Raw genomic sequence first — 15,720 nt, 5'->3', positions numbered from 1 at the left:
GTGGTCACATTGCAGGAACTTGACGCCACCGACAAGCGGATTCTTGCGGCGCTCGACGCGGACCCACGGGTGCCGATCATGGTGCTGGCCCAGAACCTCGGTTTGGCTCGCGGAACAGTACAGTCGCGCCTGGAACGGATGACGGCGTCGGGGTCCCTCCGTCCGAACAGCAGCCGCGTGCTGCCGGCCGCCCTGGGCAGGGGTGTCGCGGCGGCGGTGAGCGCGGAGCTGGACCAGAGCCACTTGAACGAGGCGATCGCAGCTCTGCGGAACATCCCCGAGGTGCTGGAATGCCACGCCCCGGCCGGCGATACGGACCTCTTGATCCGGGTGGTGGCGCGCAGCCCGGACGATCTGTACCGCGTTTCTGAGGAAATCCGGCTCTGCCCGGGGATCGTGAGGACATCCACCAGCATGTTCCTGCGCGAGGTCATCCCGTACCGGACCACGGGCCTCCTCGGCGCCTGATCGGACAGGTCGGGTCAGACGGGGGGCCCGATGTTCGTCTTGAGGTTCTTCATCACCAGCGTGGACGTCAGGCGTTCGACGCCGGGCAACGACGTCAGTTCGGCGTCGTAGAAACGCTGGTAGGCCGGGAGGTCCTCAGCGATCACCTTGAGCAGGTAGTCGGGCGAGCCGAACAGCCGCTGGGCCTCCACGATGTTGGGGTTGGCCGCCACACGGTTTTCGAAGATCTCCATGGTGGCTCTGTCCACCTGCCGCAGCGTCACGAAAACGATTGCCTCGAAACCCAGCCCGACGGCGGCAGGGTCGATGTCCGCCCGATAGCCGCGGATCACTCCGGACGCCTCGAGATCGCGGAGCCTCCGGTGGCACGGCGCCACCGTCAGACCCACCTCTCCGGCGAGCGCTGTGGCGGTCATGCGGCCGTCCTCTTTGAGGTGGCGCAAAATATTTCTATCGATATGGTCCAGCACGCAATAATCTTACCGGCCAGCGGCAATTCGGGGCGAAAACAGCGAGCACTTCCGGCGGAAACTTCCCTAGAGTTTTTCCTGTAACCACGCCCCAGGAGCTCCCATGAATTCGCAGCTGTTTCTTTCCTTTCTGGTCGTCGCAGGCGCCCTGGCCTGCACCCCCGGGGCGGACTGGGCCTACTCCATCACCGCGGGGCTGAGGCAGCGCAGCTTCGTGCCGGCAGTGGCCGGGCTCTGCGGCGGCTACGTGCTGCACACCGCCCTCCTCGTGGCCGGCCTGGCCGCCCTGCTCGCCGGCATCCCCGGCGTGCTTGGCTGGCTGACCGTAGCCGGCGCCGCGTATCTGCTCTGGCTTGGCGCCACCACCATCCGGTCCTGGCGGGGGGCGAGCTTCGGGGGCGGCGCCGCCGACCTGTCTGCCCCGGCGAACCAGTTCCGGACGTTCGTCCAGGGCATGGGCACCAGCGGCATCAATCCAAAGGGGCTGCTGTTCTACGTGGCCCTCGTGCCGCAGTTCGTCAACCCCGAGGCGTCCCTGCCGGTTCCGGTGCAGTCAGGGCTCTTGGGTTTGACCTTCGTCCTCTTGGTGGCGGTTGTCTACAGCTGCGTGGCGCTGCTCGCGCGGAAAATCCTGCATGCGCGTCCCGCGGCGGCGCGGCGCGTGACCCTGGCCAGCGGAATCATCATGGTGGGGCTGGGCGTCGCGCTGCTCGCTGAGCGGCTCGTGCCGGTCCTGGCCCCCGCGGTGCTGCACGGCTGAGCTGCCCCTGCCGGGTGAACCATTACTTGCGGGGCATGTACCACTCGGTGAAGGATGAGGCCCGGCCGTCGGCGGTGAGCTGGATGACCCACAGGTTGTCGTAGCTGCGGTGGTCCGTCTGGTAGGTCGTGAGGCCCTGGACGAAGGCCCGTCCGCCGTCGACCCCCAACAGATTCCACTCGAAAGACCAGTCCCCGGGATCATCCCGGGCCGCAAGCCAGCCCTCAACGATCTGCTCCCGCCCCTCCCACGGCTCCGCCTCGTGCGGGCTCGTGTAGTAGACGGCGTCCTCCGTGAACAGGGCCCGGATGTCGTCGGGATCATTTGAGCCCCAGGCCGTGATGTAGTGCTGCATCCAGCGGGCGGCGGCGTCTCTCATGCCTCGTTTGTACTACCTGCCGCGGGGGCCCGCAAGCGTAGCAGCTACGTGGACATACGCCCCTGAGCTGGGGCGGAAGCCGGGTGCTCCCGGATCAGCCGCCGTCGCCCTCGCCTGCCCGGCCGTATTCCCGGTCCCAGAGCTCGTGCATCTCCGCATCCTTACGGATCGCCCTCACGGCCTCCAGCTCAGCAGGCTTCCGGCGTTGCCATTCCCGCGGGCTGAGCGATTTCCGGCCGTTGTCCAAGAGCAGCAGGGCACGGTCGGTCAGGGCGTCGCTGCGCAGCGTGAAGTCCGTCTTCCGCCGGCGCAGGACTTCCTGGAGCGCCTCGCGGGCGGCACCATAGTCGCCGAGTTTCCGCAGCGAGCGGGCCCGCACCAGCAGCAGCGCCGCCGACAGGTCATCGCCGTTGAGCAGGCCCTCGGTGTCCGCCGCCACGTCCGCGTCCCGGCCCAGGCCAGCCGCGAGCGAGCGGCGGGCAAGCGCCAGCGGGAGCGAGGGCGGCAGTCCGGCAAGGGCGGCCAGCGCTGCCTCGGTCTGGCCGGTCTCGCGGAGCGCGTGGGACAGCGCGAGGAAGACCGCTTCTTCGCTGAACAGGACCGGTACTTCGATCCGCTCGGCAACCTCCACCCGGGTCAGCACTCCGGCGAGGTATTGGGAGGCGTAGCCGTTCGCGGCGTCGCCGTTCCGGACCGAAAGGCCACGCTGGAGCAGCTCGGAGGCACGCAGGTACCCGCCGTGCGTGTACGCCAGCAACCCGGCCATGAGGTAGCAGAGTCCGGCCCAGTCCGGGAACTGCCGGGCCAGGTCGATCAGCCGGTCCGGGTCCGTGCTGCCGAAAACAGCGGGATGCACGGCTTTCGCCGCCTTCCCGGGGCTCCGGCCGGCGACTTTCCCGAGCCGTGGAAAACCGCCCTCGGCACTCAGAGTGCCCCGGGTCGTACCGGCCAGGACTGCGGAGACCAGCCCGGCCACACCCCCGGCGAGGCCGCGCACCGGGGTACGGATCAGCGCCTTCCGGAAGGGCGTCAGGTCCCGGGTATCGCGGAACAGGGGCGGCTGCTGGGGAACGGATTCTCCGGGTCCGGCGCTCATGCACCCATGCTAGTGGCAGGCCGCAGCAGCAGGCATCCTAGGCTGCCGCGGCCACCCAGAGGCCGATCACCCACGTGCTCGCGGCCAGGCAGGCCAGGCCGAATTCGGCAATCATGCCGAGGCCGGTGGCCTTCAGCGCTGCCCAACTGGAGGCGACGGCGGTACGGAACACCCGGGTGCGGTGCAGTTCGCTGAGCAGGAGCCCGGCGGCGAAGCCCACGAACAGGCCCACCACCGGAATGATGAACATGCCGACGACGCCCAGGACCAGGCCCGCCACAACCGACCGGCCGGGAATGCTGTGCTGCTTGAGCTTCCGGCCGGTCAGGACCGCGCTGGCAGCCATGCCCGCAACGACGAACACCATGCCAATGGCGAATACCACCCAGCCGGTAGTTCCGGCGCCACCCCACAGCGCCCAGGCCAGCAGGCTGAGGCCGATCAGGAAGCTGCCGGGGAGCACGGGAATGATGGTGCCCGCCACTCCCACCAGGATGGCCAGGCCGCAGAGGATGGTCACGACTGTCTCGGGGTTCATCGCCCCAGTCTATGGTCCCCGCGGCTGCCGCCTCGGTCCCGGCCAGAGGAGGACCTGCCGCGGTTACTCCGCCTCGGCCGCCGCGGCGACCGCTGCCGAAACCGCCGGTGCCACGCGCGGGTCCAGCGGGCTCGGCACGATGTAGTCCGCGGAGAGTCCGTCCTCGGCAAGCGCGGCGATGGCGCGGGCGGCGGCCAGCTTCATCGCCGGGGTGATCCGGCGGGCGCCGGCGTCGAGGGCGCCGCGGAAGATGCCGGGGAACGCCAGGACGTTGTTGATCTGGTTGGGGAAGTCGCTGCGTCCGGTGGCAACCACAGCGGCGTACTGCCGTGCGACCTCCGGCAGGACTTCGGGGTCCGGGTTGGACAGGGCGAAGACGATGGAGCTGTGGTTCATGAGCTTCAGGTGCTCCTCATCCAGCTTGGAGGAGGAGACTCCGATGAAGACGTCCGCCCCGAGCAGCGCCTCGCCGGGTCCGCCGTCGACACCGCGGGGGTTGCTGCGCGCCGCGAGCCTGGCCTTCTTGCTGCCGGGGTCGGCGGCGATGTCGGCGCGATTCCGGTGGATCACGCCGCGTGAGTCCAGCAGGACGACGTCGCCGATGCCGGCGGCCAGCAGGATTTCGGCGACAGCGATTCCGGCAGCGCCGGCGCCGGAGATGACCACACGCAGGCCCGCCAGTTCGCGTCCCGTCACCTTGGCGGCGCCGGTCAGGGCTGCAAGAACGACGACGGCGGTACCGTGCTGGTCATCGTGCATGACGGGGCAGTCGAGGGCCTCGATGAGCTTTTCCTCGAGCTCGAAGCACCGGGGCGCCGAGACGTCCTCAAGGTTCACGGCGCCGAAGCTCGGGCGCAGCCGGACGAGCGTCTCGACGATCTCGTCCACGTCGGTGGTGTTCAGCACCAGCGGGATGGAATCGAGCTCGCCGAAGGTCTTGAACAGGGCGGACTTGCCTTCCATCACGGGAAGTGAGGCGCTGGCACCGATGTTGCCCAGGCCCAGGACGGCGGTGCCGTCACTGACCACCACGACGAGGCGCTGGGCCCAGGTCAGGGTCTTGGCCAGGTCCGGATCGGCGGCAATGGCGCGGCTGACCTGTGCCACGCCGGGCGTGTAGGCAATGGAGAGGTCCCGCTTGGTTGCCAGCGGGGCAGTGCTGGAAATGGCCAGCTTGCCGCCCTGGTGGGCTGCGAAAATCTCCGCGTCGGTCAGTGGGGCTGCCGGCTCTTCCGGGGAAGCGGCATCGGCGGGAAGGATGGTTTCAATGGACACGTCGTTGTCTCCTGGGGGCTCACCGTGGACGCACGGGACGAGAAAAGATGAGCACAGGGTGCTCGAGATGGGCTGGGGAACGTCGGCGGCCCAAGGATGGCGGGCCGGCAGTGAAGCTCCGGGCAGTGCTGGCGGCGGTGCCGCTCCGGTTCTGCAATGGTAACCAAGGTGCGTACGCGTTCAGGCCGGGCCGGCAGGCACGGTACCGGCGGCACCGCGTTTTTCGCCAGATCGCGTGCTCCACCTCACAGCAATGTGGCGCTTTTTAACGTCACTGGCCTAGACCGGTTACGCGGCTTCGGCCTTGCTGGCCAGCAGCGCGCAAGCTTTCTTCAGATCCTTCTCGGCAGGAACGAAGGGTTCCTCCGCACCGTTGCCGCGGCAACTCCCAACCCCTATACGGCGCAGCCGCACGGCACATACGAACCAGCGGCCAGTCCCCGGCACACCGCCCGCAAGGACTCCCGGGTCAGTCCACGCCCTTGATCTTGACGACAAAAACAGCCCCGAGGAGGCCGATCACCGCCGCCGCCACGTAGAGCGAAACATACCCGCCCCACAGCACCACGAAGGGAAAGGCGATGAGCGGCGCGAGCACCTGGGGCAGCGAGTTGGCGATGTTCAGCACGCCCAGGTCCTTGCCGCGGCTCAGCGCCGCGGGCAGCACCTGGGTAATCAGCGCAAAGTCCACGGCCAGGTAACAGCCGAAGCCGATGCCGAGCACGGAGGCGCCGATCAGCGCGCCCGGCCAGGTCGGCGCGATCGCCAGGATCAGTGAGGCTGCGGCAATGACCCCCGAGGAGATGATGACGAGCGGCTTCCGCTTGCCCATCCGGTCGCTCAACCGCCCGCCCACCACACTCGTGATGATGACCATCACCGCATACAGTCCGGTGAGGACCAGCACACCGAATTCCGGTTCGATCCCCTGCGCTTCCTTCACATGAACGGCGTCCTTGAGGAAGAACAGCAGATACAGCGTGACCATGTGGTTGCCGACGTTGACCAGCAACCGGGTCAGCCACGCCCAGGCGAAGTCCGGGTAGCGGCGCGGCGATACCCAGAAGCCCCTGGCGAAACCGGCCACGCTGAATGGCGGCCGGGCCTGCGCGGGCAGCTGAACGTCGTCGTTCTTGAAGAAATAGAGCACGACGCCGGCCAGCAGCGCCGCTGCGCAGACGAAGTAACCGGCGGCAAAGTTTCCCGCCACGGCGGCAGCAATCACCGCGCCGATCAGGATCCCCACAGTCTGGCCCATGGCGGCCATGCCGCCCACGGTGGCGCGCTGAGGGACCGGCACCCGGTCCGGGATGGCGGCCGTGATCGCGGCATAGGCGCCGTTGCACCCTGTCTGGACGAGGCACCACAGGAGCGTCATGGCAGCGACGTCCGGGGCCCCTGCCAGCGCAATCAGCGCGGCCGCGCCGAGGACCGCCCCGAAAACCACCCACGGCACGCGGCGGCCATACCGCGACGTGGTCCGGTCACTGAAAGCTCCGAACAGTGGATTGGCCACGAGCGATACAGCAGCGCCGGCACCGGTCACGAGGGCAAGGATGGCTTCCTTGTCCTCTTCACTGAACGCCGCCGCCTGCTGGCCCAGCAAAACCTGGAGCGGGCCGAAAAACGCCGCATTGATCCCGACGTTCACCAGCACCACGCCCGCGGTCCAGACCGGGCGGACCCGCCGCTCCGGTTCCGCGAGCGCGGCCGCTGGCACCCTGCCGGGGCCCGCCACGGCAGGATCCGGAGCTGCTCCGGGCGTTTCGGACAGACTCATGCTTTGCTCCCCCAGGACTCGTGACACAGGCCGATACCCGATCCGTGGCCAGACTATCGTGGGTCTCGGGATCCGCCCTTCTGTTTCTCGTCCTGTCTCTACCTTAAGGAGCACCAATGACCGCATTGAACGTGAACACCGCTGACCTCTACGACGAACGGGGCGAGGAGCTCGACTCCGTGGCCCTACAGTTCCAATCGGTCGGGGGCCGTACGCACTTCAGCGGGCCGGTCCGGACCGTCCGCTGCTTCGAGGACAACGCCCTCGTCAAGGCAACCTTGGCGACCCCCGGCCGCGGTGCCGTCCTGGTGGTCGACGGCGGCGGTTCGCTCCGCACGGCGCTGATGGGGGACCTGATCGCGGCGAGTGCCGTCAGCAACGGGTGGGCCGGCGTCGTAATCCACGGCGCCGTCCGCGACCGGGCCGCCATCGCGGAGCTCCCGCTGGGGGTCAAGGCCCTCGGCAGCAACCCGCGCAAGAGCGCGAAGGCAGGCACCGGCGAGGTCGACGTGGAACTGGTGATCGACGGCGTGACCGTGCGGCCCAACGCGATGATCTGGTGTGACCCGGACGGGATCCTCATCGAGCGCTGAGGGAAGCCGGAACGCGGCGGAGCGGCAAAGGGGCGGCGCCGTCGTCCGCGCGGCAGGAAGTGTATGTTTCCTCTCACTATTTGGCCCGTGTGACAGGGGGCACGCCGGGTGCGGTGTAAGACTTGGTAGTCGCGGCGGAAGCCGCGGACCGACTTGCCGAGGAGCCGCATGACCACAACCCAGGACCAGACCGCCGCCAAGATTCCCAAGCGGGTCATATGGCTGGCCGTGGCAGGCGCCGTCGGCGGCTTCCTCTTCGGCTTCGACTCCTCGGTGGTTAACGGTGCTGTCGACGCGATCAAGGACGAGTTCGCGCTGAGCGAGGCCGTGACCGGCTTCGCCGTCGCCGTGGCCCTGCTCGGCTGCGCTGCGGGTGCGTACCTGGCCGGCAAGGTTGCCGACCGCTACGGGCGCATCCCCGCGATGAAGATCGGGTCCCTGCTGTTCCTCGTCAGCGCCGTGGGCACCTGCTTCGCTTTCGGCGTCTGGGACCTGATCCTCTGGCGCCTGGTAGGCGGGCTCGGCATCGGCTTGGCCTCGGTGATCGCACCGGCGTACATTTCCGAGATCTCACCCCGCCACGTCCGGGGACGTCTGGCCTCGCTCCAGCAGCTGGCAATCACCTCGGGCATTTTCGCGGCCCTCCTCTCCGACGCCCTGGTGGCCACCTCGGCGGGCGGAGCGGACCAGGACCTGTGGTTCGGCCTGGAGGCATGGCGCTGGATGTTCCTGGCCGCGGCCGTCCCGGCGGTTGTATACGGCTGGATCGCCTATACCCTGCCCGAGTCGCCGCGTTTCCTGGTGTTCCAGGGCAAGGATGCGGAGGCGCTGGAGGTTTTCACGTCAATCGCCCCGACCGAGGACCCGGACCGCCACCTGCGGGACATCAAGACCGCCATCGACGAGGACAAGCTTGCGGGCCAGAAGGGCTCCCTGGGCGGCAAGACCCTGGGACTGCAGCCGGTGGTCTGGATCGGGATCATCCTGTCCGTGCTGCAGCAGTTCGTCGGCATCAACGTGATCTTCTACTACTCCACCACGCTGTGGAAGGCCGTGGGTTTCCAGGAGAAGGACTCGCTCACCATCTCCGTGGCCACCTCCATCACGAACATCCTGGTAACCCTGGTGGCAATCGCGCTGGTGGACCGGGTCGGCCGCCGTCCCATTCTGCTGGCGGGCTCCATCGGCATGGCCCTCTCCCTCGGCACCATGGCCCTCGCCTTCAGTTCGGCCACAGGCACCGGTGACTCAATTTCCCTGCCCGGCGCCTGGGGCCCCGCAGCCCTCGTTGCCGCGAACGTCTTCGTCATCAGCTTCGGTGCTTCCTGGGGCCCGCTGGTCTGGGTTCTGCTGGGTGAAATCTTCCCGTCGCGCATCCGGGCACGGGCACTGGGCCTGGCCGCAGCCGCCCAGTGGATCGCCAATTTCGGCATCACCCTGAGCTTCCCGGTGATGGCCGGCGCCTCCCTGCCGCTGACCTACGCCATGTACGCGCTGTTCGCGGCCGCGTCGTTCTTCTTCGTGATGTTCAAGGTGCCCGAGACCAACGGCATGTCCCTGGAACAGGCGGATACCCTCTTCGTCCCGAAGGGCTCAGCCAAGTCCTGACCCCCTGCACCCTGCCCGCACTCCGCCGAGATGACAGAAAACGCCAATGTTCACGTGGAACATTGGCGTTTTCTGTCATCTCGTCGCTTATACGAGGGGGAACCGGCGGGCGGGAAGCCTAGACGACGTGCGGTTCGTGGGCAGCGAGGTAGTGGCGCCCGCCGACGGCAATCGCCATGGCGATGATGGCGGCCACGGCGCCGGCGAAGAACGGTACCTGCGGGCCGAAGTGCTCGGCCAGCTGCGCCGCGGCAAACGGTGCCAGTGCCCCGCCCATCCAGCGCACAAAGTTGTAACCGGCCGACGCCACGGGCCGCGGAGAGTCCGAGACTCCCATGGCCAGCTCGGTGTAGATGGTGTTGTTGATGCCCAGCAGCGCTCCGGACGCCACTACGAGGACGACGACGGCGGGCACCGAGTGACCTGCTGCCAGTCCGAGTCCGGCGAGGTCCAGCATCAGGAGGGCCAGGGTGCCGGTGAGCACTTTGGTGGCGCCGAAGCGGTTCTGCAGCACGGGCGCCACGAACACTGAGAACACGGCAACGGCCACGCCCCAGCCGAAGAACACGCCGCCGATGCCGTAGGCGTCCATGCCCAGGATGAAGGGCGTGAAGGCCAGGATGGTGAAAAAGCCGTAGTTGTAGAACAGTCCGCTGGCCGCCGTCGTGCGCAGTCCCTTATGGCCCAGTGCCAGCAACGGGTCGCGGAGCCGGACCTTTCGCTCGGGCAGCGGGGTCCTGGGCAGGAGTGCGACGAGGGCGAAGAAGGCAGCGGCCATCAGCACGGCGGTGCCGAAGAACGGCGCGCGCCACTGCCAGCCGCCCAGGAGCGCCCCGAGCAGCGGGCCGAGGGAGATGCCCAGCCCCAGGGCCGCCTCGTAGAGGATGATCGCGGTGCCGGCACCGCCGCTGGCCACACCCACAATGACGGCAAGGGCGGTGGCTACGAACAGCGCATTGCCCAGACCCCATCCGGCACGGAATCCAACCAGCTCACCGACGCTTCCGGACATGCCGGACAGGGAGGCGAAAACGACAATGACGGCGAGGCCGATCAGCAGGGTCTTTTTGCCACCGATCCGCGAGGAGACGTACCCGGTAACCAGCATCGCCACGGCGGTCACCACGAAGTAGCTCGTGAACAGCAGGGAAACCTGGCTGGGGCTGGCCTCCAGGTTCTTGGCGATAGCCGGGAGGATGGGATCCACCAGGCCGATGCCCATAAACGCGAACACCGCGGCCAGGGCCGTGGCCCACACCGCCTTCGGCTGTTTGAGTAGCGAGGCCTTTTCAGCCTCGAGGGTTTCTTCCACTGCCGGCGCGGTGTCGGCGAGCTGGCCTTGCATGAAGGGCACTCCTAAAGTGTTGGTGGTTCAGTGCTGAAGGGTGGTGTTGATCTTCTCGACCACCGGAATGGCGGCGGCGAGGGCCCGGCGCTCCGGCTCGCTGAGGGCCGCAAGGATTCCGGCCATGACGGCGTTGCGCCGTTCGTCCGCGGACTCGACGGCGCTACGGCCCTCCGCCGTCAGCACCACCCGGACGGCCCGGGAGTCATCCGGGTCGGCTTCGCGGCGGGCCAGGCCCGCCTTTTCGAGCTTGATGATTTGTTCGGTGGCGCTGGGCACCTTGACCCCGAGGTTCCGGGCGATTTCCCCGACGCGGATGCCGTCGTCGAGGAGCATCTTGAGGGTGCTGAGCTGGGCGGCACTGAGGTCGCCGTCGGCGTCGAGGCGGCGGACGAGATACACGCTGTGGCGCAGCGCATTACGAAAGTCCTGGGCCAAGGCATGGAGCGCGGGACTGGGTTTTTCACTGCTGTTCATAGTTAGGTAGCCTAACAGTTAGGCTGCCTAACGGTCAAGATCGGGTGCCGGTTTTTGTCATGAACGGGGCACCAGGGCGGCCGACACCGCGGATCGATTTCCGGGCCTGTACTTTGGAAGGGCTGATTTTGTATCCGCCGTCACCCTCGGCGGACCAGACGAAGGATTAACGATATGCCCGAACAGACAATTTCGGGGCAGAGAACTGCCCCGGGCCGGGACACCGAGCCCCACCTTGCACGCTCGCTGAGCAACCGGCACATCCAGCTCCTGGCCATCGGCGGCGCGATTGGCACCGGACTTTTCATGGGATCGGGCAAAACCATTTCGGTCGCCGGCCCCTCCGTCATCTTCGTGTACATGATCATCGGCTTCATGCTGTTCTTCGTCATGCGCGCGATGGGCCAGCTGCTGCTCTCCAACCTGGCATACAAGTCCTTCAGTGACTTCGCGGGCGATCTCCTGGGCCCGTGGGCTGGCTTCTTCACCGGCTGGACGTACTGGTTCTGCTGGGTGGTTACCGGCGTGGCGGACGTCATTGCGATCGCGGGCTACGCGGAGCAGCTCTGGCCGGGCATCCAGCTGTGGATACCGGGCCTCGCGACCATCGTCATCCTGCTCCTCCTGAACCTCCCCACCGTCAAGGCCTTCGGTGAGACCGAGTTCTGGTTCGCTCTCATCAAGATCGTGGCCATCGTGGCGCTGATCGTGGTGGGCCTGGTAATGATCTTCACCGGCTTCCGCTCCAACGCGGGCACGGCCGGGTTCACGAACCTGTGGAACCACGGCGGCTTCTTCCCCAAGGAATTCATGGGCTTCGTGGCCGGCTTCCAGATCGCCGTCTTCGCGTTCGTGGGCATTGAGCTTGTGGGAACGGCCGCCGCCGAAACCAAGAACCCGGAACACAACCTGCCGCGCGCCATCAACGCCATCCCCGTGCGGGTCATGCTGTTCTACGTCGGCGCCCTGATCATCCTGATGTCAGTGACGCCCTGGACGGAGTTCAAGGCCGGCCAGAGCCCGTTCATCGCGATGTTCTCACTTGCCGGGCTGGGGATCGCGGCCACGGTCGTGAACCTCGTCGTGCTGACCTCGGCGATGTCCTCCGCGAACTCGGGCATCTACTCCACCTCGCGGATGGTGTTCGGCCTGGCGAACGACGGCGACGCGCCCCGGATGTTCGGCCGCCTCTCCCGCCGCAAGGTTCCGCAGAACGCGCTCTTTCTTTCCTGCGTGCTGCTGCTTGCCGGCGTCGCCCTGCTTTACGCCGGCAAGGACGTGGGCGTCGCGTTCGACATGGTCACCACCGTCTCGGCTGTCTGCTTCATGTTCGTCTGGAGCATCATCCTCGCCAGCTACCTGGTGTTCCGCAAGCGCCGCCCCGAGCTGCACGCGGCATCGCCGTTCAAGATGCCCGGCGGCATCCCGATGGTGTGGGTTGTTTTCGCGTTCTTCGCGTTCCTGGTCTGGGCGCTGACCACGCAACCGGACACGTTCACGGCCCTGCTGGTCACGCCGGCCTGGTTTGCGGTCCTCGGTGTCGCGTACGCCGTCGTCCGCCGCTCCCCGCTGCACCAGGCACGGGTCGCGGAATGGAAGGCCATGTCCGACGCCGAAACCAGGGATGCGGCCACCCGCGCCTGACGCTCCCGCAGCTCCCGCAGCTTAAATGACGGGCCCTCCCTCACGTGATGTGAGGGAGGGCCAGTCGTTTGCGGTGCGGCAGGTACGGCTAGACCACCGCCTTGGCCTCTTCAACGAGGGCGGACACGGCCGGGAACAGCGGATGGCTCCGCTCCAGGCCTGTGATCTTCTCCGTTGCGTCCTCCGGCGTGGACGCGGCCAGGATCTTTGCGAGCTCCACCGCCTCGGTGTCGGCCGGATCGTTGAAGCGCAGCGCCGCGGCGATGGCCCCAAGCAGAGCTTCCGGGACGATCCCGCGTTCGGCCAGTTCCGCCGCCGGGCCGATGAAGCGTTCGTGCCGGCTGAGCTTGCGCAGCGGCGCCCTGCCGACCCGGTTCACCGTGTCCGGCAGGTGCGGGTTGGAGAAGCGGCCCAGGATCTTCTGCACATAGGCCTCCTGTTCGTCACGGTTGAAGCCGTGCTTGGCCACCAGCAGTTCCTTGGTCTCCTCGAGGACCGCCCCCACGTCCGCCGCGACGTCCTGGTCGGCCATGGCATCAGAGATCTTCTCCAGGCCGGCCTCGAAGCCGAAGTAGGCGGCCGCTGCGTGTCCGGTGTTCACCGTGAACAGCTTCCGCTCGATGTACGGCGCGAGGTTGTCCACGAACGTAGCGCCAGGGATCACCGGCTCCTTGCCCGCAAACGGGGTGCGGTCGATGACCCATTCGTAGAACGTCTCCACCGTGACATCCAGGCCCTGTCCGGCCTCCTGGTTGGGTACGATCCGGTCCACGGCAGTGTTCGCGAACACTGCGGCGTCCGCCAGGGAGCCGGCAGCCGGGTCCCACTGGGCCGCCACCTCGTCCCTGAGGATGTCCGTGGCGTTGATGGCGTTCTCACACGCCATCACCTGCAGCGGTCCGAGTCCCGGCGCCCGTGCGGCGATTCCCCGAGCAATCACGGGGGCCACGAACTTCAGGATGTGCGGGCCCACGGCGGTGGTGACCGCATCCGCCGTCGCAATCTCCGCGATGACGTCCGCCTCCTGGCTGCTGGAGTTCAGCGCCCGGAAGTTCGTCACGGTGCGGACGGTGGGGGCCTCCCCCACCTCGTGGACCTGGTAGCTGTCCGCGGCGGCCAGCTGGGTGATCAGGGCATCCGCGACGTCCGCGAACACCACCTCGTACCCCGCCTCGTGCAGCAGCAGACCCACGAACCCGCGCCCGATGTTTCCGGCGCCGAAATGAACAGCCTTCACTATGAGTTGACCTTTCCGAACAGATCCAGCACTTCGTCGACCGTGGTGGCAGCCTCAAGCTGCGCCACCTGTGCCTTGTTGGTGAAGACCTTGGCGATCGAGGAGAGAATGTGCAGGTGTTCATTGTTGATGCCGGCGACGCCGACGACGAACTTCACTTGCTTGCCGTTCCAGTCGATGCCGTCCGGGTAGCGGACCACTGAAACCGCGGACTTCCTGATGTGGTCCTTGGCCGCGTTGGTGCCGTGCGGAATGGCGAGGAAGCTGCCCATGTAGGTGGACACCGATTCCTCCCGCTCGTGCATGGCGTCGATGTAGCCGGAGTCGACCGCGCCGCGGTCCAGCAGCAGGCGGCCCGCCTCGTCGATGGCGGCGTCACGGGTGGTGGCCGCGCCGTTCAGGACAACGCTGTCGGCAACAAGGATGCCGGCGGGGCCTGCCCCTGCTTCCTCCTCCGTGACCGTTGTGGTGCCCGCCCCGCGGGTGTCGGCACCGTGCGTTTCGGCAACGTGCGCACCGCCGCCTGCTGCCTGTGAATCGGTGTTGCTGCTCCGGACCAGCTCCACAATCTCGTCATAGCGGGGACTGTTCATGAAGTTGTCCACGGACACATGGACGGCGCTGGCGGTCACGGGCTTGGCCCGCTCCGTCAGGTCCTGGTGCGTGACCACGACGTCGTAGCTGTCGTTGAGGTTGGCGATGGCTGCGTTGGTGACCTTGACGTCCGGGTAGCCGGCCGCCTTGATCTTGTTCCGGAGCACCGAGGCGCCCATCGCGCTGGAACCCATGCCGGCGTCGCAGGCGAAGACGATGTTCTTGACCGGACCGGCCAGGACCGCAACACTTCCCGCGGCACCGGCAGTACCGGCACCGGCGCCCGTGAGGGTTGAGGAGACGGAGCTCTTCTTGCCCTTCATGGCTTCCATCCTGGAGGTGGCGTCACTGAGGTCACCCTCGTCACTGTGACGCGTTGTGCGCAGGATGACGGAGGCCACGAGGAAGGACGCGGTTGCCGCCAGCAGGACCGCGAGGATGACACCGACATAGCTGTCACGGGAGGTCTGCGCGATCACCGCGAATATGGAACCAGGGGCCGCCGGTGCCACGAGGCCGGAGTTGGTGACGGCCAGCGTGGCGATGCCCGTCATGCCGCCAGCAATCGCAGCCAGGATCAGCAGCGGCCGCATGAGGACGTAGGGGAAGTAGATCTCGTGGATGCCACCGAAGAAGTGGATGAGGGCCGCGCCGGGGGCGGAGGCCTTCGCCGCACCGCGGCCGAAGAACATGTAGGCGAGCAGGATTCCCAGACCGGGACCAGGGTTGGCTTCCAGGAGGAACAGGATGGACTTGCCCTGGTCGAGGGACTGCTGGATGCCCAGCGGGGTCAGCACGCCGTGGTTGATGGCGTTGTTCAGGAACAGGACCTTGGCGGGTTCAATGAAGATGCTGGTCAGCGGCAGCAGGCCGTTGTTTACCAGGAACTGGACGACGTTCCCTGCTCCCGCACTGAAACCCTGCACCAGCGGGGCAATCCCGAAGAAGCCAAGCATGGCCAGCAGGGCACCCCAGATGCCGGCGGAGAAGTTGTTCACGAGCATCTCGAAACCGGGCCGGATCTTGCCGTCCCAGATCGAGTCGATCTTCTTGATGGTCCAGCCGCCGAGGGGGCCCATGATCATGGCTCCGATGAACATCGGGATGCCGGCGCCCACGATGACGCCCATGGTGCCTATGGCGCCGACCACGCCGCCCCTGACGTCATAGACCATCTTGCCGCCGGTGTAACCGATCAGGAGCGGCAGCAGGTAGGTGATCATGGGACCGACGAGGCCCACATTCGGTGCGCCCGCGGCATTGGTGCCGAAGCCGCCAAGGGCCGGAACGGGTATCCACCCCTTCTCGATGAAGAGGGCGGTGATCAGGCCCCAGGCGATGAACGCTCCGATGTTGGGCATGATCATGCCGGACAGGAACGTCCCGAACTTCTGGACGTGCACCCGCGCACTGGTGCGGGGTTTCGCAACTGTCTCTGTTGCCATGTGATTTCCTA

At 67.1% G+C, this 15,720-nt stretch carries 15 protein-coding genes; 5 read left to right on the top strand and 10 right to left on the bottom strand.

Translation table 11 applies throughout. The features are described from left to right. Positions 1–9: 9 nt before the first annotated feature. Positions 10–468 carry an Lrp/AsnC family transcriptional regulator gene (locus QFZ65_RS02260; RefSeq protein ID WP_306912478.1) on the top strand — a complete coding sequence of 153 codons (459 nt, stop codon included), beginning with the start codon at positions 10–12 and terminating at the stop codon, positions 466–468. Positions 469–482: 14 nt separating this feature from the next. On the opposite strand, the gene QFZ65_RS02255 is transcribed toward QFZ65_RS02260, so the two are convergent. Then, entirely contained in the window at positions 483–938 is a 456-nt protein-coding gene (locus QFZ65_RS02255) for an Lrp/AsnC family transcriptional regulator (protein WP_306907957.1), read from the bottom strand. 103 nt (positions 939–1,041) lie between these two features. Here QFZ65_RS02255 and QFZ65_RS02250 point away from each other — a divergent pair, with 103 nt between their 5' ends. Continuing rightward, positions 1,042–1,698 (top strand): LysE family translocator, encoded by a 657-nt coding sequence (locus tag QFZ65_RS02250; RefSeq protein ID WP_306907956.1) that lies wholly within the window; start codon positions 1,042–1,044, stop codon positions 1,696–1,698. A gap of 22 nt (positions 1,699–1,720) precedes the next feature. Here QFZ65_RS02250 and QFZ65_RS02245 read toward each other — a convergent pair whose 3' ends face one another. From QFZ65_RS02245 to QFZ65_RS02225, 5 genes are all read right to left on the bottom strand, one after another. After that, positions 1,721–2,077, bottom strand: a complete 357-nt coding sequence (locus QFZ65_RS02245) for a nuclear transport factor 2 family protein (protein WP_306907955.1) — start codon at positions 2,075–2,077, stop codon at positions 1,721–1,723. 94 nt (positions 2,078–2,171) lie between these two features. After that, entirely contained in the window at positions 2,172–3,173 is a 1,002-nt protein-coding gene (locus tag QFZ65_RS02240; protein WP_306907954.1) for a hypothetical protein, read from the bottom strand. A 37-nt stretch (positions 3,174–3,210) separates the two neighbouring features. Continuing rightward, entirely contained in the window at positions 3,211–3,711 is a 501-nt protein-coding gene (locus QFZ65_RS02235; RefSeq protein WP_306907952.1) for a DUF456 domain-containing protein, read from the bottom strand. A gap of 63 nt (positions 3,712–3,774) precedes the next feature. After that, positions 3,775–4,986 carry an NADP-dependent malic enzyme gene (locus QFZ65_RS02230; protein WP_306907951.1) on the bottom strand — a complete coding sequence of 404 codons (1,212 nt, stop codon included), beginning with the start codon at positions 4,984–4,986 and terminating at the stop codon, positions 3,775–3,777. 469 nt (positions 4,987–5,455) lie between these two features. Further along, on the bottom strand, positions 5,456–6,766 hold the full coding sequence (locus QFZ65_RS02225) for an MFS transporter (RefSeq protein ID WP_306907950.1): 1,311 nt from the start codon (positions 6,764–6,766) through the stop codon (positions 5,456–5,458). A gap of 116 nt (positions 6,767–6,882) precedes the next feature. On the opposite strand from QFZ65_RS02225, the gene rraA reads away from it, so the two are divergent. Then, positions 6,883–7,359: a ribonuclease E activity regulator RraA gene (rraA, locus tag QFZ65_RS02220; protein WP_306907949.1), complete on the top strand. Its 477-nt coding sequence runs from the start codon at positions 6,883–6,885 to the stop codon at positions 7,357–7,359. Between the two features lie 168 nt (positions 7,360–7,527). Beyond that, complete coding sequence (locus QFZ65_RS02215; protein WP_306907947.1) at positions 7,528–8,967, top strand: sugar porter family MFS transporter; 1,440 nt, start codon at positions 7,528–7,530, stop codon at positions 8,965–8,967. 118 nt (positions 8,968–9,085) lie between these two features. Here the strand turns inward: QFZ65_RS02215 and QFZ65_RS02210 are convergent, their stop codons facing one another. Together QFZ65_RS02210 and QFZ65_RS02205 are read right to left on the bottom strand one after the other, a co-directional pair. Continuing rightward, a complete protein-coding gene (locus QFZ65_RS02210) occupies positions 9,086–10,312 on the bottom strand; it encodes an MFS transporter (RefSeq protein WP_306912477.1) in 1,227 nt (408 codons plus the stop codon). 27 nt (positions 10,313–10,339) lie between these two features. Next, positions 10,340–10,789 (bottom strand): MarR family winged helix-turn-helix transcriptional regulator, encoded by a 450-nt coding sequence (locus QFZ65_RS02205; RefSeq protein WP_306907945.1) that lies wholly within the window; start codon positions 10,787–10,789, stop codon positions 10,340–10,342. 174 nt (positions 10,790–10,963) lie between these two features. Here QFZ65_RS02205 and QFZ65_RS02200 point away from each other — a divergent pair, with 174 nt between their 5' ends. After that, positions 10,964–12,433 carry an amino acid permease gene (locus QFZ65_RS02200; RefSeq protein WP_306907943.1) on the top strand — a complete coding sequence of 490 codons (1,470 nt, stop codon included), beginning with the start codon at positions 10,964–10,966 and terminating at the stop codon, positions 12,431–12,433. Positions 12,434–12,521: 88 nt separating this feature from the next. On the opposite strand, the gene QFZ65_RS02195 is transcribed toward QFZ65_RS02200, so the two are convergent. Then, positions 12,522–13,670 (bottom strand): mannitol-1-phosphate 5-dehydrogenase, encoded by a 1,149-nt coding sequence (locus tag QFZ65_RS02195; RefSeq protein WP_306907942.1) that lies wholly within the window; start codon positions 13,668–13,670, stop codon positions 12,522–12,524. Continuing rightward, on the bottom strand, positions 13,670–15,709 hold the full coding sequence (locus QFZ65_RS02190) for a PTS mannitol transporter subunit IICBA (protein ID WP_306907940.1): 2,040 nt from the start codon (positions 15,707–15,709) through the stop codon (positions 13,670–13,672). The genes QFZ65_RS02195 and QFZ65_RS02190 overlap by 1 nt, the downstream gene beginning before the upstream one ends. Positions 15,710–15,720 lie beyond the last annotated feature (11 nt).

This window comes from Arthrobacter sp. B3I9 (assembly GCF_030816935.1).
Classification (GTDB): Bacteria; Actinomycetota; Actinomycetes; order Actinomycetales; family Micrococcaceae; genus Arthrobacter.
This window is presented reverse-complemented; position numbering and strand designations above follow the sequence as displayed.

Coding starts and splice junctions, on each gene's coding strand:
- QFZ65_RS02240 (WP_306907954.1), bottom strand. CDS start 3,173: ATGAGCGCCGGACCCGGAGAATCCGTTCCCCAGCAGCCGCCCCTGTTC.
- QFZ65_RS02250 (WP_306907956.1), top strand. CDS start 1,042: ATGAATTCGCAGCTGTTTCTTTCCTTTCTGGTCGTCGCAGGCGCCCTG.
- QFZ65_RS02235 (WP_306907952.1), bottom strand. CDS start 3,711: ATGAACCCCGAGACAGTCGTGACCATCCTCTGCGGCCTGGCCATCCTG.
- QFZ65_RS02190 (WP_306907940.1), bottom strand. CDS start 15,709: ATGGCAACAGAGACAGTTGCGAAACCCCGCACCAGTGCGCGGGTGCAC.
- QFZ65_RS02210 (WP_306912477.1), bottom strand. CDS start 10,312: ATGCAAGGCCAGCTCGCCGACACCGCGCCGGCAGTGGAAGAAACCCTC.
- QFZ65_RS02225 (WP_306907950.1), bottom strand. CDS start 6,766: ATGAGTCTGTCCGAAACGCCCGGAGCAGCTCCGGATCCTGCCGTGGCG.
- QFZ65_RS02215 (WP_306907947.1), top strand. CDS start 7,528: ATGACCACAACCCAGGACCAGACCGCCGCCAAGATTCCCAAGCGGGTC.
- rraA (WP_306907949.1), top strand. CDS start 6,883: ATGACCGCATTGAACGTGAACACCGCTGACCTCTACGACGAACGGGGC.
- QFZ65_RS02245 (WP_306907955.1), bottom strand. CDS start 2,077: ATGAGAGACGCCGCCGCCCGCTGGATGCAGCACTACATCACGGCCTGG.
- QFZ65_RS02200 (WP_306907943.1), top strand. CDS start 10,964: ATGCCCGAACAGACAATTTCGGGGCAGAGAACTGCCCCGGGCCGGGAC.
- QFZ65_RS02205 (WP_306907945.1), bottom strand. CDS start 10,789: ATGAACAGCAGTGAAAAACCCAGTCCCGCGCTCCATGCCTTGGCCCAG.